Annotated in this window: 28 protein-coding genes; 1 reads left to right on the forward strand and 27 read right to left on the reverse strand. The window is 42.5% G+C overall.

Features of this window, described 5'->3' with window-relative positions; translation table 11 throughout:
* Positions 1-29: 29 nt before the first annotated feature.
* The 27 genes from QFZ77_RS25110 to QFZ77_RS25240 form a co-directional block, all read right to left on the reverse strand.
* The gene (locus QFZ77_RS25110; protein ID WP_029195368.1) at positions 30-392 is read right to left on the reverse strand and encodes a response regulator; all 363 of its coding nucleotides are present in this window, start codon (positions 390-392) and stop codon (positions 30-32) included.
* A gap of 24 nt (positions 393-416) precedes the next feature.
* On the reverse strand, positions 417-1,706 hold the full coding sequence (gene fliY / locus QFZ77_RS25115; RefSeq protein ID WP_307443504.1) for a flagellar motor switch phosphatase FliY: 1,290 nt from the start codon (positions 1,704-1,706) through the stop codon (positions 417-419).
* Entirely contained in the window at positions 1,696-2,694 is a 999-nt protein-coding gene (fliM, locus tag QFZ77_RS25120) for a flagellar motor switch protein FliM (protein ID WP_307443505.1), read from the reverse strand. Before fliM ends, fliY begins: the two co-directional genes overlap by 11 nt.
* A gap of 35 nt (positions 2,695-2,729) precedes the next feature.
* Positions 2,730-3,215 carry a flagellar basal body-associated FliL family protein gene (locus QFZ77_RS25125; RefSeq protein WP_171688258.1) on the reverse strand — a complete coding sequence of 162 codons (486 nt, stop codon included), beginning with the start codon at positions 3,213-3,215 and terminating at the stop codon, positions 2,730-2,732.
* On the reverse strand, positions 3,216-3,437 hold the full coding sequence (locus QFZ77_RS25130) for a flagellar FlbD family protein (RefSeq protein ID WP_029195364.1): 222 nt from the start codon (positions 3,435-3,437) through the stop codon (positions 3,216-3,218). It lies immediately after the preceding gene.
* A gap of 61 nt (positions 3,438-3,498) precedes the next feature.
* Positions 3,499-4,317 carry a flagellar basal body rod protein FlgG gene (flgG, locus tag QFZ77_RS25135; protein ID WP_307443506.1) on the reverse strand — a complete coding sequence of 273 codons (819 nt, stop codon included), beginning with the start codon at positions 4,315-4,317 and terminating at the stop codon, positions 3,499-3,501.
* 90 nt (positions 4,318-4,407) lie between these two features.
* Positions 4,408-4,794 (reverse strand): TIGR02530 family flagellar biosynthesis protein, encoded by a 387-nt coding sequence (locus QFZ77_RS25140; protein WP_307443508.1) that lies wholly within the window; start codon positions 4,792-4,794, stop codon positions 4,408-4,410.
* Positions 4,791-5,234, reverse strand: coding sequence for a flagellar hook capping FlgD N-terminal domain-containing protein (locus tag QFZ77_RS25145; RefSeq protein ID WP_373462656.1), 444 nt, complete (start codon positions 5,232-5,234; stop codon positions 4,791-4,793). Before QFZ77_RS25145 ends, QFZ77_RS25140 begins: the two co-directional genes overlap by 4 nt.
* Positions 5,235-5,268: 34 nt before the next feature.
* Positions 5,269-6,711, reverse strand: a complete 1,443-nt coding sequence (locus QFZ77_RS25150; RefSeq protein WP_307443510.1) for a flagellar hook-length control protein FliK — start codon at positions 6,709-6,711, stop codon at positions 5,269-5,271.
* Between the two features lie 32 nt (positions 6,712-6,743).
* Positions 6,744-7,661, reverse strand: a complete 918-nt coding sequence (locus QFZ77_RS25155) for a hypothetical protein (protein WP_307443512.1) — start codon at positions 7,659-7,661, stop codon at positions 6,744-6,746.
* Between the two features lie 24 nt (positions 7,662-7,685).
* The gene (gene fliJ, locus QFZ77_RS25160) at positions 7,686-8,129 is read right to left on the reverse strand and encodes a flagellar export protein FliJ (protein WP_307443514.1); all 444 of its coding nucleotides are present in this window, start codon (positions 8,127-8,129) and stop codon (positions 7,686-7,688) included.
* 9 nt (positions 8,130-8,138) lie between these two features.
* Positions 8,139-9,464 (reverse strand): flagellar protein export ATPase FliI, encoded by a 1,326-nt coding sequence (gene fliI, locus QFZ77_RS25165; RefSeq protein ID WP_307443516.1) that lies wholly within the window; start codon positions 9,462-9,464, stop codon positions 8,139-8,141.
* Positions 9,461-10,303, reverse strand: coding sequence for a FliH/SctL family protein (locus QFZ77_RS25170; RefSeq protein WP_373462657.1), 843 nt, complete (start codon positions 10,301-10,303; stop codon positions 9,461-9,463). Before QFZ77_RS25170 ends, fliI begins: the two co-directional genes overlap by 4 nt.
* Positions 10,287-11,303: a flagellar motor switch protein FliG gene (fliG, locus tag QFZ77_RS25175; RefSeq protein ID WP_171648839.1), complete on the reverse strand. Its 1,017-nt coding sequence runs from the start codon at positions 11,301-11,303 to the stop codon at positions 10,287-10,289. Before fliG ends, QFZ77_RS25170 begins: the two co-directional genes overlap by 17 nt.
* A 12-nt stretch (positions 11,304-11,315) precedes the next feature.
* Complete coding sequence (fliF, locus tag QFZ77_RS25180) at positions 11,316-12,899, reverse strand: flagellar basal-body MS-ring/collar protein FliF (protein ID WP_307443519.1); 1,584 nt, start codon at positions 12,897-12,899, stop codon at positions 11,316-11,318.
* A 43-nt stretch (positions 12,900-12,942) separates the two neighbouring features.
* Positions 12,943-13,251, reverse strand: coding sequence for a flagellar hook-basal body complex protein FliE (gene fliE, locus QFZ77_RS25185; protein ID WP_173185921.1), 309 nt, complete (start codon positions 13,249-13,251; stop codon positions 12,943-12,945).
* A gap of 20 nt (positions 13,252-13,271) precedes the next feature.
* Positions 13,272-13,721 (reverse strand): flagellar basal body rod protein FlgC, encoded by a 450-nt coding sequence (flgC, locus tag QFZ77_RS25190; RefSeq protein WP_171648834.1) that lies wholly within the window; start codon positions 13,719-13,721, stop codon positions 13,272-13,274.
* Between the two features lie 6 nt (positions 13,722-13,727).
* Positions 13,728-14,135 carry a flagellar basal body rod protein FlgB gene (gene flgB / locus QFZ77_RS25195; RefSeq protein WP_307443521.1) on the reverse strand — a complete coding sequence of 136 codons (408 nt, stop codon included), beginning with the start codon at positions 14,133-14,135 and terminating at the stop codon, positions 13,728-13,730.
* A gap of 227 nt (positions 14,136-14,362) precedes the next feature.
* Positions 14,363-15,148 (reverse strand): GTP-sensing pleiotropic transcriptional regulator CodY, encoded by a 786-nt coding sequence (codY, locus tag QFZ77_RS25200; protein WP_029195350.1) that lies wholly within the window; start codon positions 15,146-15,148, stop codon positions 14,363-14,365.
* Between the two features lie 42 nt (positions 15,149-15,190).
* Positions 15,191-16,588, reverse strand: coding sequence for an ATP-dependent protease ATPase subunit HslU (hslU, locus tag QFZ77_RS25205; RefSeq protein WP_307443524.1), 1,398 nt, complete (start codon positions 16,586-16,588; stop codon positions 15,191-15,193).
* Between the two features lie 94 nt (positions 16,589-16,682).
* Positions 16,683-17,237, reverse strand: a complete 555-nt coding sequence (gene hslV / locus QFZ77_RS25210; protein WP_047672807.1) for an ATP-dependent protease subunit HslV — start codon at positions 17,235-17,237, stop codon at positions 16,683-16,685.
* A gap of 195 nt (positions 17,238-17,432) precedes the next feature.
* Positions 17,433-18,749, reverse strand: a complete 1,317-nt coding sequence (trmFO, locus tag QFZ77_RS25215; RefSeq protein ID WP_307443527.1) for an FADH(2)-oxidizing methylenetetrahydrofolate--tRNA-(uracil(54)-C(5))-methyltransferase TrmFO — start codon at positions 18,747-18,749, stop codon at positions 17,433-17,435.
* A 12-nt stretch (positions 18,750-18,761) separates the two neighbouring features.
* Entirely contained in the window at positions 18,762-20,864 is a 2,103-nt protein-coding gene (gene topA / locus QFZ77_RS25220; RefSeq protein WP_307443528.1) for a type I DNA topoisomerase, read from the reverse strand.
* A gap of 69 nt (positions 20,865-20,933) precedes the next feature.
* Positions 20,934-22,025 (reverse strand): DNA-processing protein DprA, encoded by a 1,092-nt coding sequence (dprA, locus tag QFZ77_RS25225; RefSeq protein WP_307443529.1) that lies wholly within the window; start codon positions 22,023-22,025, stop codon positions 20,934-20,936.
* Between the two features lie 116 nt (positions 22,026-22,141).
* Complete coding sequence (gene sucD / locus QFZ77_RS25230) at positions 22,142-23,074, reverse strand: succinate--CoA ligase subunit alpha (protein WP_029195344.1); 933 nt, start codon at positions 23,072-23,074, stop codon at positions 22,142-22,144.
* Positions 23,075-23,237: 163 nt separating this feature from the next.
* The gene (gene sucC / locus QFZ77_RS25235; RefSeq protein WP_307443531.1) at positions 23,238-24,398 is read right to left on the reverse strand and encodes an ADP-forming succinate--CoA ligase subunit beta; all 1,161 of its coding nucleotides are present in this window, start codon (positions 24,396-24,398) and stop codon (positions 23,238-23,240) included.
* Positions 24,399-24,681: 283 nt separating this feature from the next.
* Positions 24,682-24,939 carry a hypothetical protein gene (locus tag QFZ77_RS25240; protein ID WP_047672798.1) on the reverse strand — a complete coding sequence of 86 codons (258 nt, stop codon included), beginning with the start codon at positions 24,937-24,939 and terminating at the stop codon, positions 24,682-24,684.
* A 197-nt stretch (positions 24,940-25,136) separates the two neighbouring features.
* On the opposite strand from QFZ77_RS25240, the gene QFZ77_RS25245 reads away from it, so the two are divergent.
* Positions 25,137-26,708, forward strand: a complete 1,572-nt coding sequence (locus tag QFZ77_RS25245; protein WP_307443534.1) for a YifB family Mg chelatase-like AAA ATPase — start codon at positions 25,137-25,139, stop codon at positions 26,706-26,708.
* Positions 26,709-26,710 lie beyond the last annotated feature (2 nt).

Here is a 26,710-nt window from a genome sequence, read left to right on the forward strand (position 1 = left end):
TATGTAAGACTCAACCGAACGTAGACGGCTTAACCTAGAGTCTTTTTAATCGCTTCGATAACACGGTCTGCTTGAAATGGTTTCACGATAAAGTCTTTTGCCCCTGCTTGAATGGCATCAATAACCATGGCTTGCTGCCCCATCGCGGAACACATAATAACCTTAGCAGTAGGTTCAATTTTTTTTATTTCCTTCAATGCTTGAATACCGTCCATCTCAGGCATCGTAATATCCATAGTAATTAAATCTGGTTTCAATTCCTTGTATTTCTCGATGGCTTGAGCACCATCATTCGCTTCTCCACAAACCTCATAACCATTTTTAGATAAAATATCACGAATCATCATTCTCATAAATGCAGCATCATCAACAATTAGAATACGGTTAGCCATGAGTAAAATCCCCCTAAATATAAATTATTGTAACTTTTGAATTCGTTCCCACTGGTTCACAATGTCTGTAACACGAACCCCAAAGTTTTCATCGATGACTACAACTTCGCCTTTGGCAATTAACTTATTATTTACTAAGATATCTACAGGCTCACCTGCTAGCTTATCCAATTCAATGATCGATCCCTGGGAAAGTTCTAAGATGTCTTTAATCACCTTGTGCGTTCTGCCTAATTCTACAGTCACCTTAAGAGGTATATCCAGTAGTAAATTAAGGTTTGTATCATCAGCCTGCCCCAACGAACCCGATTGTAAATTCCCAAATTGTACGGGTTGAACATTTACATTCCGATTCGGCATCCCACCATAAGCTGCCGGAGGCTGCTGATACATGGGTTGCTGTGGCGGATACATGGGCTGTTGTGGTGGATACATCGGCTGTCCCATTGGTGGCTGTTGATACATCGGTTGTTCATACACTGGCTGCTGTTGTTGGTACATTGGTTGCTCGTATATAGGGCTAGGAGCTACTGGAGGCGGTGTAAGAACTTCCTGTGTAGGTGCTGGTGACGGTGCAGCAGGAGCCGGTGCTTGAGCCGCAGGTGCAGCCTCCATTGAAGAGTCAGAATCACCACCCATGAGAATCGATACCATTTCTTTGGCGAATGGAACAGGTAATAATTGCATGATGTTAGAATCAATAAGATCGCCAATGGCTAGTCGGAACGATATCTTTATAAATACGTCCTCGTCGGGCAGTTTTCCTTCTCCTTTCGACAAATTTAATATGTCGATTCCTGGAGGAGAGATATTGACAAATCGATTAAAGATGGTAGACATGGACGTAGCTGAGGATCCCATCATCTGATTCATCGCTTCTTGTACAGCGCTGATGTGAATTTCACTAAGATTTTCATCACCGCCAGTACCATCACCGCCCATCATTAAATCAGCAATGACCTGAGCATCACGTGTTTTAATGACAAGTAGATTAATACCATCAAAACCATCAACATAATTCACATGAACGGCTACATGAGGTTTCGGAAACTGCTGTTCTAATTCTTCTTTACCAATAATAGAAACCTTAGGTGTCGTTATGTCTACTTTCTTTCCAAGCAATGTCGAAAGCGCTGTGGCTGCACTACCGAAAGTGATATTACCAATTTCACCAAGTGCATCCTGTTCTAGGGGAGATAAATAGTCTTCAACTTTAGGAGGCCCGTTAAAAGAAGAGGCTGAACTATCGTCCGAAGACTGTCTCAACAAAGCATCGATCTCTTCCTGGGACAAATAATCTCTGTTATTCGTCATAATCTTCTTCTCCTTCGTTTACGATTTCTGTAATCTGTACAGCCATCTTCCCTTTTAAGGTTCCGGGGCTTCCGAGATATTTCAGCTTCTCGCCCACTTTGACTTGAAGCGAATCTTCGACGGATTTATGCAGCGGGATTACATCGCCTGGTACTAAGCCAAGGAAATCACGTATGGTAATTTCGGACGATCCCAATTCTGCAATGAGAGGCAGCTTGGTTTTTTCCAAGCGTGATTGAAGTGCTTCCATTTCTTCAGGTGCTCTCGTCTTCTTCTGGGAGACAAACCAGTGATGCACAGAAAGTCGAGGCATAATGGGTTCGATGACCACGTGAGGGATACACAAGTTGATCATCCCTGTTGTATCACCGATTTTGGTGCTAAGTGATATTAACGCAATGGTTTCATTAGGTGAAACAATCTGCATAAACTGCGGATTTGTTTCAAGGGCCTCTAAACGAGGTTGAATATCAATGACAGTCTTCCATGCCTCTTGTAAACTATCGAATGCTCTGCTAAAAATACGTTCCATCACAATCGTTTCAATCTCAGTTAAAGCATTAATTTTGGTTGGGGTCGTACCCGCACCGCCCAACAAACGATCCAACATAGCAAATGCGACATTGGGATGAACCTCAAGCACCATTCGACCCTCTAAAGGCTCCGCTTCAAAGATGTTCAAAATGGTCATTTTCGGGATCGAACGAATAAATTCGTCGTAGGGCAGTTGTTCAACCTGGACAACACTGATCTGTACGAACGTACGGAGCTGAGCAGAAAAATACGTTGTTAAAAATCGTGCAAAGTTTTCGTGAATCCGGGTTAAGCTACGAATATGATCCTTTGAGAAACGCACTGCTCTCTTAAAGTCATAGGCCCTTACCTTCTTCTGCGTTTCCTCTTTTTTAAGTTCATCCGCATCCATTTCGCCTGAGGACAAAGCAGCTAGCAAGGCATCGATCTCATTTTGCGACAGAACATCAACCATTCGAGTCACCTCCTTTAAGCAAAATCAAAAGCGAGTTATTGAAGTACTTTATCGGTTATCCATATTTGCTTAATTTTACCCTCATGTAGCAAGGGGTTAAGCTTGTTCATTAACGTAGAAGTTAAACTATCTGAACCTTTACTACCTTCAATTTGTTCCTTTGTCAAATCCCCTAACGCTTGTACAATTGTGCCTTTAACAGCAGATTCAAGTAAACTATCAAATTCTGTTTTAGTCTTCGAGTTCTCTAACTCAAAAGCGAAGCTGATTTTAATGAAATTTTGACTACCAGATAAGTTGGTCAAAATATCTTTAATAATCGCTGTGTTTGCCTTTACTGCCTCAGCCGATGGCGCTTTCGTTGGCTTCACGCTTGCAACGGCTTCCTGAGCCTGTACCGCAGGGTCTTTGGATTGATTATTTTTCTCCATAAAGTTCCACAAAACAAAGGCGGCCGTCAAAATCAGAGTAATTGCAATTAGAATGGAGACAATGAGTATGAAAATTTTGTTCTTAAACACTTACGAACCCTCCGCATCCCTGGACTTTATTGTCGCTCGAACTGAGCCAATCTCCTGCATGTAGGTCCGCACTAAGCTTACCACAACCTCTGCCTTTTCGAGTACTGTGATTTTCTTGCCTGTTGTCAACGTGATCATTGTGTCTGGAGTCTCTTCAATAAGTTCGATCAGTATGGCATTCAGGATAATCGCTTTACCGTTTAAACGAGTGAGAGAAATCATGCTTCTCCTCCTGTATCAGGATAAGGGGAGACCAGCTCCCCTCTTTCACATCAACTTAAGATTAGTGTTTAAGATTAACAACTTCTTGAAGTACTTCATCCGAAGTCGTGATAATCCGAGAATTTGCTTGGAAACCACGTTGAGCGATAATCATCTCTGTGAATTCACCTGTTAAGTCAACGTTTGACATTTCCAGTTGACCGGAAATCAGTGTTCCAGCTCCTGCCGTTGCATTGCCAGGTGTTGTGATTGCGCCACCGCTGCCAGCTGACATTGGAGCATTAGCAGTTGTCCGGTATAAGTTACCGCCTATCTTTTCGAGACCCCCGGGATTATCTACAGTAATGATCCCCAATTGTTGACCAACAACCTGTGCTCCTGTGTTATCGATTCCATTAATGAAACCATCTTGGCCAATAGAGAATGAAACAATTTCAGGAGCTATATTAATGGGAGCCCCACTCGCATCCAATACATGTAGTCCATCTGCATTTACAAGATCTCTCTTTGCATCCAAAGTGAAGTTACCAGCTCTTGTCAAGAAGGGTCCTGTCGGTGTAGTTGTGTCCAATGCAAAGAATCCATCGCCATTAACACGTAAATCAGTAACCACATTCGTCGTCATGGCACTACCTGCTGTATGCACAGTATCTATTGCTGCTGCACTTACACCCAAACCTACTTGTTGAGGATTTACACCACCTCGTTCGTCTCCAGGGGCACTTACCCCCGCTACGGTTTGACTAAGAATATCTTTAAACATAACACGGCTGCCTTTGAATCCGATGGTATTTACGTTCGCGATATTATTCCCGATAACATCCAATTTCGTTTGAAAACCACGCATACCTGAAACGCCTGAGTACAAAGATCTTAACATCTATAATAGGCCTCCTAATCGGATATAAATATAATGAGCTGCTTCAATCGCTCCACAGCTCCAGGCTTCCTTCACGGTCGAGCCTGATGGTTAAGTAATAATAATGGCACTATCTATTTGCGTGAAAACATGTTCATTCATGGCGTTTCCATCAAGCGCCGTCACAACAGTCCGGTTAGGAACATTAACGATTAAAGCATTTCCACCTAAAATCATAAGTGCATCCTTAGCACCTTTAGCAGCTACCTTATCGATAGCTGTACTTAGCTTATCCAATTGCTCAGGCTTAAGTTGAATGCCTCTCTCTTTGAGTCTAACCTCTGCATGATGACTGAAACGAACAAGTTGCTCCTGAAGGAGTTTCTGAAAAGTAGGATTACCGGATTGGGTTACCGGCTGCTGTACAGGTGTTCGTCTCGTAGACGCTGGAGAAACCGCATTAGGATAAAGCTGCCCTAAGGATATTCTCTCTGTCATTTGGTTTCTCCAACATTCTCAATTTTCTTGAGCTTGTCTAGAGAAATTTCCACTCCCTTCACATTCGCGTATTGATTTCCGTCTTTAAATGAGATGGAATCAACAACACCAGACTTTTCAACTGATGCTCCAGAAGAGTCAATCTCCGTCCATGTGATTGATTTACCGATTAATCCTGAAACAAAACCAAGAGATTGACGCATTAGCTTCATTTCACCAGCCATATTGGTCAGTTGCTCTACGGATGTGAATTGAGCCATTTGTGCAATAAACTCTTTATCTTGTAAAGGCTGCGTTGGATCTTGATTTTGAAGTTGAGTAATCAAGATTTTTAGGAAATCATCTTTACCTAAAGTATTATTGTCTTTATCTTTGCTTTTTGCATTTTTGCTAGCATTGATTAAATCCGCAACATTACCTGAAATCGGGCTTGTAGCCACACTTTCACCTCCAACTGCTTCACATAGATTGCCTTTAGGCAATAACATCGAAGGAGTTACCATTAACTGTCGTTCGTATTTGAGCTATATTTTCTATTTCTTGATTAAAATCAATTGAATCTTCATCATAGTTACTTGAACCATTTTTGCTTTGACGCTGAGATTGACCAAATGTTTGCTGTTGACGTTGATCTTGGAACATACTGGATTGCATGTTTTGATTTTGAGTGACCTCAAGCTTCTCAACTTGCAAACCTTGTGTTTGAAGAGCTTGTCTTAACTGCGGAAGCTGACTTTCCAACATCTGCTTACCTGCTAAGGAATCAGCTGCAAATTGAGCTACCAGTTGTCCATCCTGCATCGATATTCTTACATCAATATGACCGAGATTTTTAGGGAATAAAGATAATTTAGCTTCAGAAAAACCGCCAGCCATCGTTATCTTCATGTTCTTCAACACATGCTCTGTCATTTCTTCTGTAAAATTAGCCGCATTGATTGTTGTTGCTGGCACTTTATCAACTGGAATAGCAGCCTGTTGCGCTTTCTGCAGATCACCGATCGTAACAATGGAATTCGTTGCTGGAGCATCTTCAGTCGGCAAATCAACTAGGGCTACAAATGATTCTTCGGACGCTGTAGTAGATTCGACAACTGGTGCGTGAAGTACATTTTTAATTGCTAAGAGCTCAAGCTTGGACTTTGTTGGTTGCACGAGTGTAAATGAATCAACATCAATCTTCTGCTCAACACCAGGTTTATTTGCCTTTTTAACATGATTAGCTCTGTTAACAGATGCGGTATCACTCTTACTTTCATCTACCAAACCTTCAGTAGCCTTGGGTGCATTCGTAGCTGCATCAGTTATTGATGTTGGTCCCTTCAAAGTCGCCATTAATTCTGGAAGCAAAGGCCCTATGGTGCTAATTAAGTCCTGGTTCAAAAACTTCAAAATAGGATTATCGGGCTGCTGTTTAGATAAAGTTGTCAGTGTAAGCAAAGTATTCTGAGCCTGTAAGTTTAATGTATCTGCTGGCTGAAGATTCAATCCATTCGGTAGTGTGAAAGCCGCGTTAGATTGTGCATCGCCAAGTGTACTTAACAACTGCTCAGCATCTTCGAACCACTTCTTTACATTGGGATCTTGTAATAATTGTTCAGCAAGCGCAGGATTACTGTTCATTGCCTCCAAAAGCATTTCTGATAGAGGTTGATCTCCCGTTCCTTGCTCAATCTCCTGTACTGCGGCACCTTGAAGCGGCAATACTAAACTTTGCAGCATTTGAAGCAGCATGTTCAGAGAAAGAGCTGGATCGGAAACATTTAGATCATCAGAAGCACTCTCTTGTCCAATTTGACCATCTAATACTTGATTAAAAGTAGTGTCTTTGGTAGCCGTTTCAGTCGTACTTGCTTTACCTGTTGCTGTTGAAGCAGCATTGTTTCCCGTAGGTACTGTTGACATTTGTACGTCCATTTTTTTCACCTCCCTTCGTGAAATCAATGACATTACTGAACAAGTTTAGCTGTAATTGAAGCTGCGATTTCTTTATTTGCGTCTGACAAAGAAGACATTACTTTAGAACGAGAAGCGTTATCCATCCCACTGAGAATAGCTAACACTTTGTCAGGATTAGATTTATTCATTTCCAGTAGTACATTCGAAGCACTTTTCGGCGTCATGTTGGCAAAAGTTTGCCCTAAATCTGTTTTACTTACGGATGTTGCGGTCTTGGTCGAGTCTTTCGCTCCATTCGTTGACAATCTCTCTTGTAAGGCAGCGATTTGTTTATCACGAGCTGGAACAACATCCTTAACCCCAATAGAAGCCTCAGCTGCTTTAGTCGGATCCATTTTTTCAAGAATTGCTCCACGACTATCTGCTTTCATCATTGAAAATACAAGTACCATTTCTTTAGGTGTCAAGGCTTCAATAATAGGGGCAGCTTTACTTGGATTCATTTTTGCATACATATTCGCAAGTTGCGTAATTTGATTATTGTATTCTTCTTCGGTTTGCGTCTTATTCTTCAGCTTCTCTTCCAGTTCGGTTAACTTCGCCTGAGCATCCTTCAGTGAAAGATCCTTCTGCTCGGTTGTCGAGTCAGCTTTTTGCAAAGCCGATTGAAGTTCAGCAATTCTTGCATTTAGCTTCGTAATCTCTTCATCTTTAATCTTAATGCTTTGCTCAGAAGTCGGTACCTTACCATCACTGGTCACTACTGCTTTTTCTTTGGGAGCAGGGATGATTGTCCCAATGACCGGTGTATTGTGCAGCGCCTTCTGTATACTGCTCTTGATATCATAATCAAAAATTGACAACAGTACGAAGAGCAAAACTGCCGTAAACACAAAGGGGATGACAAACCATATCAGAAATCGTTCCAGTGCACTATAAGATGCACCCTCTATGCTTGTATCGGCCATCTCCTCTTCCCTCCTTTACCTTCCTCAATACGTTAGTCGTCTGAAACGGTTGGTGGCCATTTCATCTAGAGCTTCTTGCTCTTTTTTGGCGACAAAAGATTGAAATTGGTTGTAAGCCTTTTCCCTTGCCTTCGACCAAACCTTCTCATCAATCATTCTTTCCGAAAGATGTTCCTGCTTTTTGAGTACAACATGCTGTGCTTGCTGCACATCCAAATGCTTGCGGGCGATCTGTTGATCAACATGATTCATGTAATTTTGCATCAACAGCATCTTAGAGATGGATACCGAACTGCTAGATTCATTTGCCATTTCATTATGAAGGCTATCTTTTTGCTCAAACAATCCATGCAAGCTCGTTTCTTCGTTCCTTAGTTGCCCCATTGCCTCAGACAGAATCCACTCTGCCTGTGTTCGTTCATTGTTTTTCAAATCGACAATTTGCTGGAAAGAATAACGAAAATTCATTCAGGACCCTCATCCCTTATAAAATTCATGAATCAAACGTTCTTGAGCTTCTTCAAATGTTAACTTCTCATTGGTTTTTTGCTTCGTAAAATCCCATATTGCCTCGATATTCTCCAAAGCGATATCAATATTTGGGTTAGAACCTTTTTGGTATGCCCCTATATTGATAAGATCTTCCGAATCTTTATATATAGAAAGAAGTCGCTTCAATTGATCTGCTGCTTCCATGTGTTCAGTAGGAACAATTTCTTTCATAACTCGGCTTACGCTGGATAAAACATCGATGGCTGGGTAGTGACCCTTATTAGCAATGCTGCGATTTAGGACAATATGTCCGTCCAAAATACCTCGCACTGCATCAGCGATAGGCTCATTCATGTCATCTCCATCTACAAGCACGGTATAAAAAGCGGTAATGGAGCCCTTTGGTCCCGTACCTGAACGCTCTAGAAGCCGCGGAAGCATTGCAAAAACCGAAGGCGTGTAACCACGTGTGGCTGGAGGTTCTCCAACAGCAAGTCCGACTTCACGCTGCGCCATAGCAAAACGAGTAACTGAATCCATCATCATCATGACATTTAAGCCGCGATCTCGGAAATACTCGGCAATGCTAGTTGCAATCATTGCACCTTTGATTCGGATCAAAGCGGGTTGATCCGACGTTGCAACAATCACAACGGATCTAGCAAGTCCTTCAGGACCTAAATCTCTTTCGATAAAGTCTAGAACCTCTCTACCACGCTCACCAATAAGTGCAATTACGTTGACATCAGCGGATGTATTACGGGCAATCATTCCCATCAACGTACTTTTACCTACACCAGAACCTGCGAAAATACCGACACGCTGACCCTTACCAATTGTTAATAAGCCATCAATACAGCGTACACCAACCGAAATTGGATTCAGAACGCGTGGACGTGTTAACGGGTTACCGGGTACATTATTCGTTGAATATTGTGCCATTCTAGAGGGTAGGAATGAACCATCTAAGGGTTGTCCCAAACCATCCAATACCTTACCAAGCAGCTCATGGCCAACTTGGACTGTAAGCGGCTTTCCGGTCCCTACGACATCGCATCCAGGGCCTATTGCATCCAAATCACCGAGCGGCATCAGGATTACTTTATTGCTGCGAAATCCAACGACCTCAGCCTTTAACGGCTTGTTAGACTTATGCGGATATATGTAGCAAAGATCACCTATGCTCACATCAGGACCTTCTGACTCAACTGTCAGCCCTATTACCTGCGTCACTTTACCGTTAACTCGAATGGGATCAATCGTATGTAGATGCTCCTTGTATTTATCAGCATTTGGCAGCTTGCTGCTCATGACTCGGATACCTCACTTTGAGTTGCCAATTGTCTTAGCGCAGACTTGATCTCTTTTAACTGAGTATCAATTCTGGCATCAATGCTTCCAAATGAGGAACGTATCACACAGCCACGGTCTTGTACCGTTGAGTCCGGGATAATTTGTAATTCCGCTTGAGAATCAATGGAAGTTAGTAATTCTTCGCGTGCATCTTGGATGTACGCAAACTGTGAAGGTGCTACACAAAGCGCGATAATCCCTTTTTCTCGTCTACGTGAAAGTACCATCTGAATTAAATCAATAACCCATTCTGGATTTAAAGTTAACTGACGCCCAATTACTTTCTCAGCGATGGAAGTGCTAAGCTCAATTAAGAAAGGTTCTGATTCTTGAATGATTTGCTGCTTAAGCTTGTAGGCTTGTTCCAAAATGGCTCGAGCCTCTGATAACATCTCACCGTATTCTTGTCGGAGGTTATCTTCGACTTGAACAATCCCTTGTTCGTACCCCTCTTCAAATCCTGATTGTCTGGATAGCGCGATGTGCTCCTCATCTTCAGCACGGCGGCTCTCCCACCAACTCGTGATTTCTGCATGTGTTTGTTCTCGGAGCGCAGCACACTCCTGCATAGCCTGATCGATTTGTTCATGGGCAAAAGTCTCAGCGTCTTGAAGGATCTGCTCCTTCATACTTGTGGCTTCTGTCAGTTCCTGCTGCTGTTCCGGAGTCAATTGATTCGCTTCATCCGTTAACATACCTGCGCGTAATAATTCAAGTGGTGGAATCGTTTCTACTAATTTCTTATCATCTAACGGAAAATAAGCAAATGATTTAATGACATTAGACAATAATATCATCTCCTCCACCACGTGCGATGATGATTTCACCAGATTCTTCTAAGCGGCGAATCGTTGCAACAATCCGGGTCTGAGCTTCTTCAACATCACGTAAACGTACGGGTCCCATAAATTCCATCTCTTCCTTAAAGGTATCCGCCATACGTTTGGACATATTCTTGAACAAGGCATCGCGAACTTCTTCGCTTGCAACTTTAAGAGCAAGCTGTAAATCAGCATTCTCAATGTCGCGAATAATTCGCTGAATGGAACGATTGTCGATATTGACAATATCTTCGAAGACAAACATCCGCTTCTTAATTTCTTCTGCAAGTTCCGGATCCTGTATTTCGAGGGAATCGAGAATGGTACGCTCTGTACCCCGATCGACACCATTCAGAATTTGAACGATAGAAGCAATACCACCTGCATTTGTGTAATCCTGAGTTACAGTTGACGATAGCTTTTGTTCAAGAACGCGCTCTACTTGACTAATGACTTCAGGAGAGGTGCTATCCATAAGCGCAATACGCTTAGCAACATCAGCTTGCTTTTCCTGTGGTAGTGAAGACAAGATGATCGAAGCTTGATCTGCTTGCAAATAAGACAATACCAAAGCGATTGTCTGGGAATTCTCATTTTGAATGAAGTTTAGAATTTGAGCAGGATCTGCTTTTCTTGCAAAATCGAAAGGTCTCACTTGCAAAGTTGCTGTCAAACGATTGATGATATCAAGCGCTTTTTGTGACCCCAAAGCCTTTTCTAAAATATCCTTGGCGTAAGCAATACCACCTTGAGAAATAAACTCTTGGGCTAAGCAGATCTGATGAAATTCAGATAAAATGGCTTCTTTTTCATAAGAATCTACTTTTCTAACATTCGCAATCTCAAGTGTTAACTGCTCAATTTCTTCTTCACGCAAGTGTTTAAATATTTGAGCAGACACCTCAGGGCCTAAACTGATCAAAAGAATGGCTGCCTTTTGTCGTCCGGTTAACCCTTGCAGAGCAGCTTTGGCCATACAAGTGCACCTCTATTCGTCTACTAACCAAGTACGAAGCAAATTAACAAAGTCTTCAGGTCGCTTTTTGGCAAGTGTCTCTAGTTGCTTGCGTACTTGATTGTCATTAGTAACATTTTCGATATCAATCGTTGGAAGCTCTGCTTTACCTGCTGCCATATTCATTTCTTGTTCCAATTGTTGTTGCACAGCTTTTCTTCGTTTTCTAATTGCGAAACCTGCAATTAATCCAATTGCTAGCGCCGCTAAAGCTAAACCTGCATACGTCAAGTACGTTGTGGTTTTCGAAGCGAGTGTGTCCGTTGGTCTAGCGAAAGAATGTGCGAATACTGTAACTTTTTTCTGTAAATCCTCGTCTGTATATGTAACCTTATTATCCGCTAAAGCTGTTCTTACGATGTTAACTAGTGCACTTTGGACCGCAGCCTTGGTCTCAGCCGTCAATGAGTTGGGATCATCTTTAACCGGAGGCTCAATCCCTACATTAATACTTAAATCTTTCACAACATAAGGCGTTGAGATAATATCGTTCGTAATACGGTTGACTTCATAATTGACAGTCTTATTATTTTTCTCTGAGTTAGACTTGCCTGAACTGGCCGCCCCTGGATAGCCTGGAACATCTGTAGTTCCTGTACCTGGTACTCCACCTGTATCAGCACCATTGTTCTGATACGACTCGCTTGCTTCCTGTAGAGAAATTTCCAACCCTTTTTGATCTACTTGATTCGGAGCGCTGACAAGCTGCTCTTTGCTTTTCTTTTGATCAAAATTCATTGTTGAGAATACACTTACATTCACTTTGTCACGGCCAAACATTGTACCCAGCATCGTATTGATATTCTTCTGTAAATCATTTCGGAACTGGTTATTAATATCCGCTTGACTAGTGACTAAACTCGTGGATGAAGTCCCGCCGACCTTCGAAGATACAAGACTCTGTCCATACTGGTCTGAGATTGTAATGTTCTCTAGAGGGAGATTCTTAACACTGTGTGATACTAAATTATAAATCGTATCAACCTTTGCTTGATCTAATGTATAGCCCTGTTTCGTTTGCACGACAACAGAAGCCGTTGCTTTCTCTTGCTGTTGCTGTAAGAAAGGTCCTTCTTCTGGAAGTGAGATGAGAACTTTTGAACTAGCGATTGCTTGATTAGCGTTAATCAATTGTTGAAGCTCGCCTTGTATCGCGTTCAAGTATTTCACTTTGAATTCGTTGTCTGTAATGCCAAATGAGCTGCTGTCGCTAAATGCACCAAAGCCTAATGAGCCGTTCTTATTTAAACCTTGGGACTCAACACCAAGCTTTACATTTGCTACTTCGCTTGTTGGTACTTCGATACTTTTTCCATCAGCGCTAAGATGATACGGAATCTTTGCGGTATCCAGATAGGACTTGATGGCTGAAGCATCACTTGGCTGCAATTCAGTAAATGCGAGTGAATACTCCGTTTTTGATAAATTAATACTTATAATTGCAGCAGTAAGAATCAGTAGGACAACCGTTGCTATAAAAGTGATTTTCGTAGTTCTACTATAACGATTCCAATATTGCTTCACCTTTTCCCAGTACTGGAGCAGGTTCTCGTTCACTCTGTCACCTCATCGAACCAAAATTTAGCAGCATCTAAGTCAATCACAGCTGCATTCTCATCATTTCTTGGTAAGCTTCAAGGACTTTGTTTCTGACTTGTACAGTCAACTCAAGTCCTAGCGATGCTTTCTCAGAGGCTATTGTCAGTTGATGAACATCGGAAAGCTCACCTTTGATGAAACTCTGATTCAAATTGTCCACTTGCTGTTGTTGCGTGTTTAAGTTTGTTATGGCGTTATTCAGGAACGAACCAAATCTTTTACCAAGGTCAGCAGCCCCTTCACCGGAGTTATCCTTTGGTTGAATGGAACTCATGATGTTTAGTGGACTGTAACTTATTTTGTCAATCATGATGCAACCTCCTGTAGTGGTTATCTACCAATTTCCAAAGCTTTGGTTATCATTGATTTACTTGCATTAAGGGCTGTTACATTCGCTTCATAAGATCTGGTAGCAGAGATCATATCAACCATTTCTTTAAGTACGTCGACATTGGGCATATAAACGAATCCGTTCCCATCCGCATCTGGGTGAGTTGGGTTATACACTTGCTTCAAAGGCGACTTATCTTCAAAAATTTTGTTCACCCTTACACCTTCACCAGTACCATCAGCCATTGCAGAATTAAGCGACTGCGCAAAGCTGGGCTGTGACTTCGTTTCAAAAGCAACTAACTTTCTTGTATAGGGAACCCATTTCCCATCTACGAACTTAGCACGTGTTGTATCAGCATTCGCTATATTAGAAGAGACAACATCCATTCTTAATCGCTGAGCAGTAAGTGCCGATGAACTGATGTCAAATCCATTGGTTAACCTCATTGGTTATTACTTCCCTCCTAAGACTGTGCGCATTTTTTTGAACTCGCTGTTCATTTGCTGAACCATTGCGTTGTATTTAAGTTGGTTTTTAGCCATTAACGACATTTCATAATCCATATCGACATTGTTCATATTATTGTTAATCGCTGTCGAATCATCTGTTTTTATTTCTGAATTTGGCAGATTTGTGGATTTCCCTATTAAGAAATGCCTGGGGTCTGTCCGATAACCTTCTATAGAGGGTGTTGATGAATTCATCTGACCTTGTAAAAGTTCTTCGAACACGACATCCGAACGCTTAAAGAAGGGTGTATCCGCATTGGCTACGTTGTTTGCTACAACCTTTTGCCTTAAAGTCGATGCATCAAGCGATCGCTCCATCAAGTTCCAACTTGGTTTGTCTAACAAAGACATATTCCTATACCCCCCGTCTATAGAATATTTGACATATACTTCAACATTGCATTTATCGATTCCTTCTTATTTCGACATTATTTTCATAAAATAATTCGAAATGGTCTCCTTATTGTAGAAATATGTAAAACATTCGGTAACCTTTCTTATCATCTAAGATATTACGATAACTTACAATAAGAAAAAAGCCCTATCTTTTACAAGACAGGGCTTTTCTATGTGTTTATCTACAGTTTCGTTTTTAATTGCTCGATACTTTGTATTAATTGCTCATTTAAAATACGGATATAAGTGCCCTTCATACCAAGCGAACGAGTTTCAATAACTCCGGCACTTTCCAGTTTGCGAAGTGCATTAACAATAACAGAACGAGTAATTCCTACCCGATCAGCAATTTTGCTCGCTACCAAAAGACCTTCCTTACCGTCTAATTCTTCAAAGATATGTTCCACCGCTTCCATTTCACTAAAAGATAAGGAACCGATCGCAACTTGAACGACTGCTTTGCTTCTAGCTTCTTCCTCTATTTCTTCGGCACGTTCTCTTAATATTTCCATCGCAATAACCGTAGATCCATATTCAGCCAAAACTAAGTCATCGTCAATGAAAGTTCCCTCACTACGACTTAAAATGAGCGTTCCCAAACGAGAGCCTCCACCAATAATTGGTACTAAAGTCGTATGCGTGTATGGAAACATATCTTTCATTTGCTCCGTGTAATAGAAATATGGACTGTCCGGTTCTGCTGTTGATGATGTTTCCTCAATCTTCAAGAGCAGATTGTTGGACTCCATCGGAAATCTGCGTTCAATTAATATGGTCTGATTCATTTCGGGTGAAACAGGATCATTCGTTACCGCATATCCTAAAATTTTGCCTTTGCGGCTAACGACGTAGATATTCGCAATAACAATATCACGCAGCACTTCGGCCATATCCATAAAGCTAACTGCGTTGCCAGCTTCTTTTTGCAGCAAGCGATTTAGCCTTCTTGTTTTATTTAATAAACTCATGTAACTGCCTCCTACTTACTTCACCATGCGATAGTTCTTTTTTTATAAGATATACTGACTTAAGTCTCGGTTTTGAACAATATCACTGAGTTTCTCACGCACATATTCCGGATTAATAACAATGGACTCCAAAGTAATCTCAGGCGCTTCAAATGATAAATCCTCAAGCAATTTTTCTAAAATGGTGTGTAACCGCCGAGCACCTATATTCTCTGTATTCTGATTAACTTCAACCGCGATACGAGCAATTTCATAAATAGCTTCGTCCGCAAACTCAACCGTTATACCTTCCGTTTGCAACAATGCTGTATATTGTTTAGTTAATGCATTTTTGGGTTCTTTTAAAATAGAAACAAAGTCTTCCAAGGTTAAATTACTTAACTCAACTCGAATCGGGAACCTTCCCTGAAGCTCTGGTATTAAATCAGAAGGCTTAGCAATATGGAAAGCACCTGCACCAATAAATAAGACATAGTCCGTCTTCACGGGCCCATATTTGGTTACAACCGTCGATCCCTCTACAATCGGCAAAATGTCCCTTTGAACACCTTCCCGAGAGATGTCTGGTCCAGTGCCGCCGCGGCTATTACTAGCGATCTTATCGATTTCATCAATAAAAATAATACCGGATTGTTCGGCGCGGTTAACAGATTCCTGGATCACTTCATCCATGTCAATCAATCTTTGTGCTTCTTCTTGAGCTAACACTTTCCTAGCTTCCTTTACAAGCAGCTTGCGTTTCTTCATTTTTTTCGGGAGAAGATTGCCGAACATCTCCTGCATATTCATACCAGCTTGTTCATTGCCTTGACCAGCTAGCATATCCATCATCGATGGTGAAGAGTCTTCCACCTCGATTTCTACAACTTCATTCTCTAATTTACCATTAGTCAATTGCTCAGCGATTTGAGCCCTTTTGGCAGCAAGTGAAGGATCTGGAGCGCTTTCTTCTTGATCCGGTTGGTTTTGCCCTCCAAACAGCATTTCTAGAGGGTTACGCTGTGTTTTGGAACGCGTAGGGCTCGGCGCCAGCAAGGTAACAAGACGCTCGTTAGCGAGCTTCTCAGCACGGTCTTTCACCTTTTCCATCCGCTCAGCTTTAACCATACGTACGGAAGTTTCGATCAGATCACGCACCATTGACTCTACATCGCGACCAACATAGCCGACTTCTGTGAATTTGGTGGCCTCTATCTTAATAAATGGTGCGCCTACCAATTTAGCTAGTCTGCGCGCAATTTCAGTCTTTCCAACGCCGGTAGGCCCGATCATGAGTATATTCTTCGGGACAATTTCATCCCGCATAGCCTCATCCACGAGGTTTCTCCGATAACGGTTTCGCAGAGCAATAGCAACCGATTTCTTCGCTTTTTTCTGACCTACTATGTATCGATCCAATTCTTGGACAATTTGTTTAGGTGTAAGGGAGCTGTTTGCCACTTTGGTACCCCTCCTAAAAGTTTTGCTTTAGCAAAACTAACATCGTAAGTGTAAACTGAGTTTTCCGTAGAAAAACTTGCATCGTAAGCATTAACTATTCAATCTCTTCCACAATAATATTATGATTCGTAAACACACATATTTCGGCTGCAGTTGTTAAAGCAGCGTGGGCTATTTCCTTAGCACTTAGCGATGACGCATGGCGATGCAACGCTCTTCCTGCAGCTAATGCAAAGCTGCCACCAGACCCAATAGCTAAAATACCGTCATCAGGCTCTATAACTTCACCATTTCCCGAGAGCAGCAGTAAACCAGTTGAATCCATAACGATCATCATTGCTTCAAGCCGTCGCAGAACGCGATCCTGACGCCAATCCTTCGTAAGCTCTACCGCAGCACGCTGCAAATTACCGTGGTGTTCTTCAAGCTTGCCTTCGAATTTCTCGAAAAGTGTAATCGCATCGGCAACAGAACCAGCAAAACCAGCGATGACCTTCCCTCTATGTAAACGCCGAACTTTTTTGGCCGTGCTTTTCATAATCATGCTGTTGCCAAATGTCACTTGCCCATCACCGGCAATAGCTCCCTTACCTTGATGACGAATGGCAAAGATTGTTGTCGCATGAAACGTAGCTTGATTAGGATCCATCTCTTCTCACCTCTCAAATGGAATCATACACCATGAAAGTCACTCTATACGTTGGTTTCGGTCTCATAAATGAGATAAACCTCTAGCGAGGTCAATTCGAGAAATGACCGCATCTAGAGGTAAATGTATGAGGAAACGAATGAAAAATGCTACAAAACATAATTATAGTAACATAGCGAAGAGTCCAATTACAACCTACTCCGCATATGTTTTCGTAAAATTCTGAATACTCTCTAAAGCTCGATTAGCCAGCTTCTCGTATTTTTCTTTTTTATTGCGAATTCGTTCGGGTAACTGTGGAAGTAAACCGAAATTAGCATTCATCGGCTGAAAATGTTTGAAGTCAGCTGTCGTGATGTAATTCGCCATACTACCTAGAGTCGTTTCCTCCGGTACAACCAAACAAGGCTGCCCTTTAGCTAAACGCCCCGCATTCATACCTGCTATCAGACCGGAAGCCGCAGATTCCACATATCCTTCTACACCCGTCATTTGACCTGCAAAAAACAGATTTTCACGACGTTTAAATTGATAAGTAGGTTCAAGAAGCTTTGGAGAGTTTATAAACGTGTTGCGATGCATAACACCATAGCGTACGAACTCTGCTTGCTCTAACCCTGGAATCAAGGACAATACCCGTTTTTGCTCTCCCCATTTCAAATGGGTTTGGAAACCAACTAAGTTATACAAAGTCCCCGCTGCATTGTCTTGACGGAGTTGAACGACAGCATGCGGCATCTTACCTGTATGTGGATTTATTAAACCGACTGGTTTCATCGGACCAAACAGTACCGTTTGTCTACCGCGTTTCGCCATAACTTCTAAGGGCATGCAGCCTTCGAAATAAATTTCTTTCTCGAATTCCTTCAATTCAGCAACTTCAGCAGTTATTAATGCTTCATAGAAAACATTGAACTCTTCTTCTGTCATAGGACAGTTAAGGTAAGCTGCTTCTCCTTTGTCATAACGAGATGCCAGGTACACCTTATTCATATCAATGGAGTCCTTCTCCACTATCGGAGCTGCTGCATCATAGAAGTACAAGTACTCCTCACCCATAAGCTCTTTGAGGCCCGCAGAAAGAGCAGGTGATGTTAATGGACCTGAGGCAACTACCGTTATGCCTTCAGGCAAGGTTTGAACTTCCTCATTGCGAACCTCTATCAGCGGATGGTTGCGAAGCGTTGTTGTAACAGCTTGAGAGAACCCATCACGGTCAACAGCTAATGCGCCCCCTGCCGGTACAGCATGCTCATCTGCACAAGATAGAATGAGCGAATCCATACGTCTCATTTCTTCCTTCAGTACTCCGACAGCGTTGGTAAGGCCATTTGAACGTAGTGAGTTACTACAGACTAGTTCAGCAAATTGATCAGTTATATGTGCTGGGGTTTTTCGGACATTACGCATTTCGTATAAAGTAACAGGCACGCCCTGACGGGCAATTTGCCAGGCGGCTTCACTTCCAGCCAATCCTGCGCCGATGACTGTTACTCTTGGATATTCTGGCAAAATCGGACACCTCTAATCTTTCATATCATCTGAATTATCGTCACTAACTTCCTCTTTATGATCACAACCGGTACATTGAATATTCACGCCATTCTTGCTTCTTTTCTCGATCATCATCGAGCTGCAAACAGGACATGGCTTATTGACCGGTTTATCCCATGAGACAAAGTCACAGGCTGGGTACTGATCGCAACCATAGAAAACTCGGCCCTTTTTGCTTCTGCGTTCGACAATTTTCCCGGTATGACAAGTTGGACATGTAACACCAATATCTTTGATGATCGGTTTCGTATTGCGGCAATCTGGGAATCCAGAACATGCTAGAAACTTACCGAAGCGCCCCATTTTATAAACAAGATGTTTCCCGCATTTCTCGCAAATCTCATCCGAAATCTCGTCTTGGATTTCGATTTCCTTCATTTCCTCTTCAGCGAATATAAGCCGCTTTTCAAAGGACGTATAGAATGTATCCAGAACTCGAACCCAGTCCTCTTTTCCCTCTTCGACGAAGTCTAGCTCTTCTTCCATATGAGCCGTGAACTCAATATCGAGAATTTCAGGAAAAAACTCCTGCATTAATTGAATAACTAATTCACCAAGCTCTGTAGGTACGAATTTCTTCTCTTCGATTGCAACATACCCACGCTTCTGAATCGTCTCCAGTGTCGGTGCATACGTACTCGGACGCCCAATGCCCATTTCTTCTAACGCCCTAACTAAACGCGCTTCCGTATACCTTGGAGGCGGTTGAGTAAAGTGCTGCTTCGGATCCACGCTTTGCTTTTGCAAAGAATCCCCCTTGGTCAGAGGCGGAAGCAATTTGTCTTCTTCTGTCGTCCCGTCATCATTGCTCTCGACATATACTTTCATAAATCCAGCAAATTTCATCTTGGAACCATTCGCTCTAAATACGGTTTCACCAGCTGTTAAATCAATGGTCATCGTATCCAAGACGGCTGAAGCCATTTGACTTGCTACGAAACGATCCCAGACTAGCTTGTACAGACGATATTGATCTTTACTGAGAAATGCCTTCATTTGATCAGGTTCTCGAAGCACAGATGTAGGTCGAATACCTTCATGCGCGTCTTGCGCGTTAGCATTTTTCTTCGTGTACTGGCGTGGTGTCTCTGGGTAGAAGGCAGGACCATATTTACTAAAGATAAAATCTTTTGCTTCCTCTTGGGCAACCGGCGAAATGCGGGTTGAATCGGTACGCATGTAGGTAATCAAACCAACCGTACCTTCTTTTCCTAAGTCTATTCCTTCATATAACTGCTGAGCCACAGACATGGTCTTCGACGCACGGAAATTAAGTTTCCTCGCCGCTTCCTGCTGCATAGAGCTTGTAATGAAAGGAGGAGAAGGATTACGCCCACGTTCTTTCTCTTTCACTTCTTTCACTGTAAAAGCATCACTGCCCATCGCAGCTAAAATCAGATCGACATCCTCTTGCGAGTGCAGTTCCTTTTTCTCACCGTTAATGCTGTGATACTTTGCTTCGAACACGGTTTTACCAGCATCCAAAACAACGGTAATCGACCAATACTCTTCAGGCTCGAAGGCCTTAATCTCATTCTCTCTGTCTTGAATTAATTTAACCGCAACCGACTGTACACGGCCTGCAGATAATCCTTTTTTTACTTTCTTCCAAAGTAAAGGACTGATTTTATAACCAACGAGTCGGTCCAATATGCGACGAGCTTGCTGTGCGTTAACGAGATCTTGATTAATTCGACGCGGCGTTTTGAATGCATCTTTTACCGCATCCTTCGTTATTTCGTTAAATACAACACGACAGAGCTCTTCGGGACCTACATCCAAATAATGAGCTAAGTGCCAGGCAATAGCTTCACCTTCACGATCCGGATCCGCCGCCAGATATATTTTCTTCACTTTTTTACTTGCATCTTTTAATTCTTTCAGTATAGAACCTTTACCGCGGATTGTTATGTATTTAGGCTCAAAGTTACGATCCACTTCTACGCCAATTTGGCTTTTCGGAAGGTCGCGAATATGACCCATCGAGGCTTTTACTATAAATTTACTTCCCAAATATTTGCCGATGGTTTTGGCTTTTGCTGGTGACTCAACTATGACTAAAGAATCCGCCATGGATCGTCCTTCCTCCCCTCTTGGTTTCAAGGTAAAGTCTATTGGCGAGAAGAAAAGCTTCGTATTAGCCTATGCTAGTATGTAAGTAGAACCCGGAAGCTGTTTAATCGCCTTTTTCATTAGTAAAGATAACAGAACTGCATGCAAATGTCCAAACGTAAATTGACCGTCCTCTAACAGAGCATCAATCGAGACTGGTTCATTCGACAACTTTCGAACGATTTCGCCTTCCTCATCCGTTAGCGAAAATGTCGGCAAAGGCTTCTTCATGGCACCCCGATCTTCCGCATTTAACATATGTTTATAATCTTCTACAATCTCATCAACACGGGTAACCAGTTTAGCGCCATCCTTTAGAAGCTTGTGGACACCACTACTTTGGTTAGAGTCAATAGGACCAGGAATGGCGAATACATCTCTTGATTCATCCACGGCAAATTCAACAGTAATCAGTGATCCACTATCTTCTGCTGCTTCCACAACCGTAACTCCTAATGACAATCCTGCTATAATTCGATTCCTCTGCGGGAACATACCCGGCCTCATACCTGTGCCTATGGGATATTCAGAAATGATGACACCCTCTTGTTCTATATTTCGATATAATAATGCATTCTCACGCGGATAAATTTGATTAATCGCACATCCAAGAACAGCGACCGTTTTGGATTTACCTTGCAATGCACCAATATGGGCCTTGCTGTCAATCCCCCTTGCCAGTCCACTTACGACACCGAATCCTGCTCTCGAGAGGGCAGCTGCCCACTCCTCAGCAATCTTCTTACCATAAAGCGTAGGGGTACGTGTTCCTACCATACCGAGGAGACGCCCATTCAATAATGACACATTTCCTTTGACATATAACACCCATGGAGGTTGTGCAATTTCTTTAAGAATCGAAGGATAGTCCTCATCCAAAAGCGTTAGAATTTGAATGGATTGTTTCTTATATAACTGAAGCTTTTCCTCAACAAAAGTCGGTGTAAACCTCGTGGCGATTTGTTCTGCAATAGAAGTTCGGATACCTTTGGAGGCAATTGCTGCAGCTGAAAGCTCAAACAGTACGTGAGGATCAGGGAAACGGCTCAGGAGCTGAAGAATCGTTTTCCAACCAACGCCCTCTAGCTCGTGAAGGCCAAACAATATAAAACGATTATCCATAAGTATATACACTCCCTTCTTGAATAACAAATAGTTAAAAAGACAAGAAAAACAAAAAACCTCCCAAATCCCTGAATCAGGGAGATGGAAGGTTGCTTACCTTCGTTAGAAGAAAACTATTTTTTTGTGATGACTTTATCCAACATGCCTTTTTCTTCAAGCACACTTACAAGTGTGGAACCCATCTCGGATGGTGTTGCAGCAACGCGGATACCGCATCTTTCCATTGTTGCAACTTTCTCAGCTGCTGTTCCTTTACCACCGGAAATAATCGCGCCAGCGTGGCCCATACGTTTTCCTGGAGGAGCTGTTTTGCCGCCGATAAAGCCTACAACCGGCTTCGTCATGTTTGCAGCAACCCACTCAGCCGCTTCTTCTTCTGCCGTACCGCCGATTTCACCAATCATGATGACAGCATACGTATCTGGATCATCGTTAAAGCGCTTGAGGATATCGATGAACTCGGAGCCTTTAACAGGGTCTCCACCGATACCTACAGCAGAGGATTGTCCAATACCGCGAGTTGTCAATTGATGAACTGCTTCATACGTTAGTGTCCCGGAACGGGAAACTACACCTACGTGACCTGGCGTATGAATGTAACCCGGCATAATACCGATTTTGCACTCGCCTGGTGTAATAACGCCTGGACAGTTAGGTCCGATTAGAACGGTTTTCTTGCCTTCCAGGTAACGTTTCACGTTAACCATGTCAAGAACAGGAATACCTTCTGTGATACAGATAACGAGATCAAGTTCAGCTTCGATAGCTTCAATGATCGACTCTGCAGCGAAAGCTGGTGGTACATAGATAACGGATGCCGTAGCACCAGTTGCATTTTTAGCTTCGATAACAGTGTTGAAAACTGGAAGTTGAACTAGCTCACCGTTTTCCAATGTGATATCTACTTTTGTTCCGCCTTTACCTGGGGTTACGCCACCAACCATTTGTGTGCCGTATTCTAGGCCGCCTTTGGTATGAAACAAACCCGTAGCGCCGGTAATCCCTTGAGTAATGACTTTTGTATGTTTATTAACCAAAATACTCATGATCTTTTGTTCACATCCCCTATATTATTTGAAACCGCTCGGGTTTAAATTTTCCACATAAGAAAGATAAGTTTTCGGTCCCGAAAACCACTTTATTATTTGGCGATAAAACCTACATCTAAACGCGGTCGCTCATCTTTGAATTACCTCGATAGAGGTTTTCTCATTTAACTAATGCAACGATTTTTTGTGCGCCATCTGCCATGGAGTCAGCAGCGACAATGTTCAAGCCGGATTCGTTAAGAATCTTTTTACCAAGTTCAACGTTTGTTCCTTCAAGACGAACAACAAGCGGACGGGAAAGTCCAAGCTCTCTGGCAGCAGCTACAACACCATCAGCAATTACATCACAACGCATGATGCCACCGAAGATGTTAACGAAGATCCCTTTAACTTGCTCATCGGACAAGATGATTTTGAAAGCTTCTGTTACTTTCTCTTTCGTAGCACCGCCCCCTACGTCTAGGAAGTTGGCCGGGTCTCCGCCATAGTGCTTGATAATGTCCATAGTGGCCATAGCAAGTCCTGCGCCGTTGACCATACAACCGATGTTACCATCAAGAGAAATGTAGCTCAGGTCAAATTTAGAAGCTTGAATTTCTTTCGCATCTTCTTCTTCAAGGTCACGAAGCTCAACAATATCCTTGTGACGGAAAAGAGCGTTTGAATCAAAGTTCAATTTGGCATCAAGAGCCATAACGTCGCCAGAACCAGTAACAACCAAAGGGTTGATTTCGGCAATGGATGCGTCTTTCTCTACGAATGCTTTATAAAGAGCTAGCATGAATTTAACCGCTTTGTTAACAAGCTCGTTAGGAATGTTGATGGAGTAAGCAAGTCTGCGTGCTTGGAAAGCTTGAAGACCGATCGCAGGATCCACAACTTCTTTGAAGATTTTCTCAGGAGAATGCTCAGCAACCTCTTCAATCTCCGTACCGCCTTCTTCAGATGCCATCAAAACGACGCTACCTGTTGCACGGTCAACAACAACACCAACATAATATTCTTTCTTAATGTCACAGCCTTCTTCGATCAATAGGCGTTTAACTTCTTTGCCTTCAGGACCTGTTTGGTGAGTAACAAGAACTTTACCAAGAATTTCGCTAGCATATGTACGAACTTCATCGAGGCTTTTGGCTACCTTAACGCCGCCTGCTTTCCCGCGACCTCCGGCATGAATTTGCGCCTTTACAACAACGACGGATGTTCCGAGTTCTTTTGCTGCTTCAACAGCTTCGTCAACGGTAAAAGCAACTTTTCCGTTAGGAACGTTGACTCCGTACTGTCTCAGGACTTCTTTGCCTTGATACTCATGGATATTCATTTCCTAAAATCCTCCTATCAGTATGGAATTTCTAAACGTGCTATACAGGGAAAAAGTGTAATTTCCTATTTGTGTAGTGCACGAAATAAATCTTGCTGCCGGAATTAGTATCACACTTCTTCACAAGCCCTAACCATTGTATCACTAATTTTCGACAGTTTCCTTATTTTTTTCGTTAATGCGTTCGAAGTTTCCTTTCACGCTGAAAAACTTTAGCTATCACTTTCAACATAAAAAAAGACGCATTTTCAATTGCTGAAAAATACGTCTAGCTTCGGCTTTTTTAATAGAGCGGCGTTGTTGGTGTGTTCATCCGTGGTTCACGCTCCGCTTGTTTAATGAAGCGAAGCTCATTACCCGTGAAACTGCACACCAAGCATTGAATTGTAGGTTCTGGTTCTGGTATTGCGTCAGGATCCTTGAATTCTGTAATATTTCCTGATAGAGCGTCCTTCAAAAACGACTGAGAATAGCTAGTAATTACACTGAACTTGATACGATTGGAACGACAATTGGGACAAAAATATGGTTTCTCCTGCATATCATCACCTCTAGTTCCAGTATGTGCAAGCCGTACATTTTTAAAACGTACTGTGATCATTTACGGATTGCGTAATTTTACCATTATCGTATACAATTAGGACAAAGTATAAATCGGATCAATAAGGAAGCACCTTTTATCCCACTTTATGACAGCTCGAAACAGCTGCATAACTATGGAGAGGAAGGTGTTTTTTCATGTATGGCAAAGTCATGAGCGCTTGCTTGCAGGGAATAGAAGGTCAAACAATCGAAGTAGAAGTTGATATCTCAAGTGGCTTACCCCAAATTAACTTGGTTGGTCTCCCCGACTCGGCCATTCGGGAATCTGTCGAAAGAGTGCGCTCCTCCATTAAAAACTGCGGATACACATTCCCCATGGATCGGATTACGGTCAATCTCGCGCCAGCAGATTTACGCAAAGAAGGCTCATCTTTTGATTTAGCCATTGCGGTAGGAATTCTGATTACAACCGGTCAAGTGCCAATGGACAGCTTTCTGCACACTTTGTTTCTAGGTGAACTTGCATTGGATGGTACTCTTCGCCCTGTACCTGGCGTTCTTTCTATGGCGCATGCCGCTAAAAAGCTAGGGATTAAACGCGTCTGCCTTCCCTTTGCGAATGCTCCTGAAGCTGCTTTAATAGAAGGTATTGAGGTGTGCGCGATAACTAACCTTTCTGATTTTAAGTCCTGGAACAAGCAATCCCATCACGATTTTATATTTAATGGCACTAAATATAAAGATAGTGAAATTCCGACAATTTCTGCCGAAGAACGCAACTTTATCGAAGATTATGCCGATGTCAACGGACAGCATCAAGTGAAGCGTGCCATGATGATCGCCGCGGCCGGGATGCATAATATTCTATTAATCGGTCCTCCCGGAACGGGGAAAACGATGCTAGTTAAGCGCATGCCATCTATTCTGCCACCTATGTCTGACAAAGAAGCATTAGAAGTCACGAAAATATACAGTGCCTCAGGAAAGCTTATTGATCGCTCATCTCTCATGCGTACAAGATCTTTTAGAGCCCCTCATCATACGATTTCACCCGCCGGACTTGTCGGAGGAGGAACAATACCCAAACCGGGAGAAGTTAGCTTATCTCATCGCGGCATTCTTTTTCTAGATGAACTGCCGGAATTCACGAGAACTGCCCTCGAAGTACTTAGACAGCCACTTGAGGATCGTCATGTTACAATTGCAAGAGCAAGAGCGGTTTACACATTCCCCTCACACTTTATATTGGCCGCAGCCATGAATCCATGTCCGTGCGGGTATTATGGAGCCGAAACAGAAGCTAACGCTTGCATCTGCAGCCCTGCTAAAATTGTTCATTATCGTTCTAAGATATCAGGTCCCCTGCTTGATCGCATCGATCTACATGTGGAAGTACCCAAACCAAGTTACACCCAACTCAAGGAACGAAACAATCACTTGTCCTCAAAAGAAATGTTAATGCAAGTTATGCGCGCACATCAAAGACAACAACAACGTTATGCAGGATCTGGCATTCAATATAATAATGAATTAAGCGGTAAGCGGATGAGACAAATTTGTCATCTAACCGTAGAAGGTGATCAACTGCTCAGTGCCTCTTTTGAAGCTTTGGGACTTAGTGCAAGAGCCCATGATCGCATTCTAAGGCTAGCCTTAACCATCGCCGATCTTGAGGAATGTGACAATATCCAGCCGCAGCATCTGGCAGAGGCGATTCAATATCGTAATTTGGATAAAAAGCAACAAATTGAAGAGATTGAAATCTGATG

It is taken from the genome of Paenibacillus sp. V4I3, from assembly GCF_030817215.1.
Taxonomy (GTDB): Bacteria; Bacillota; Bacilli; order Paenibacillales; family NBRC-103111; genus Paenibacillus_E.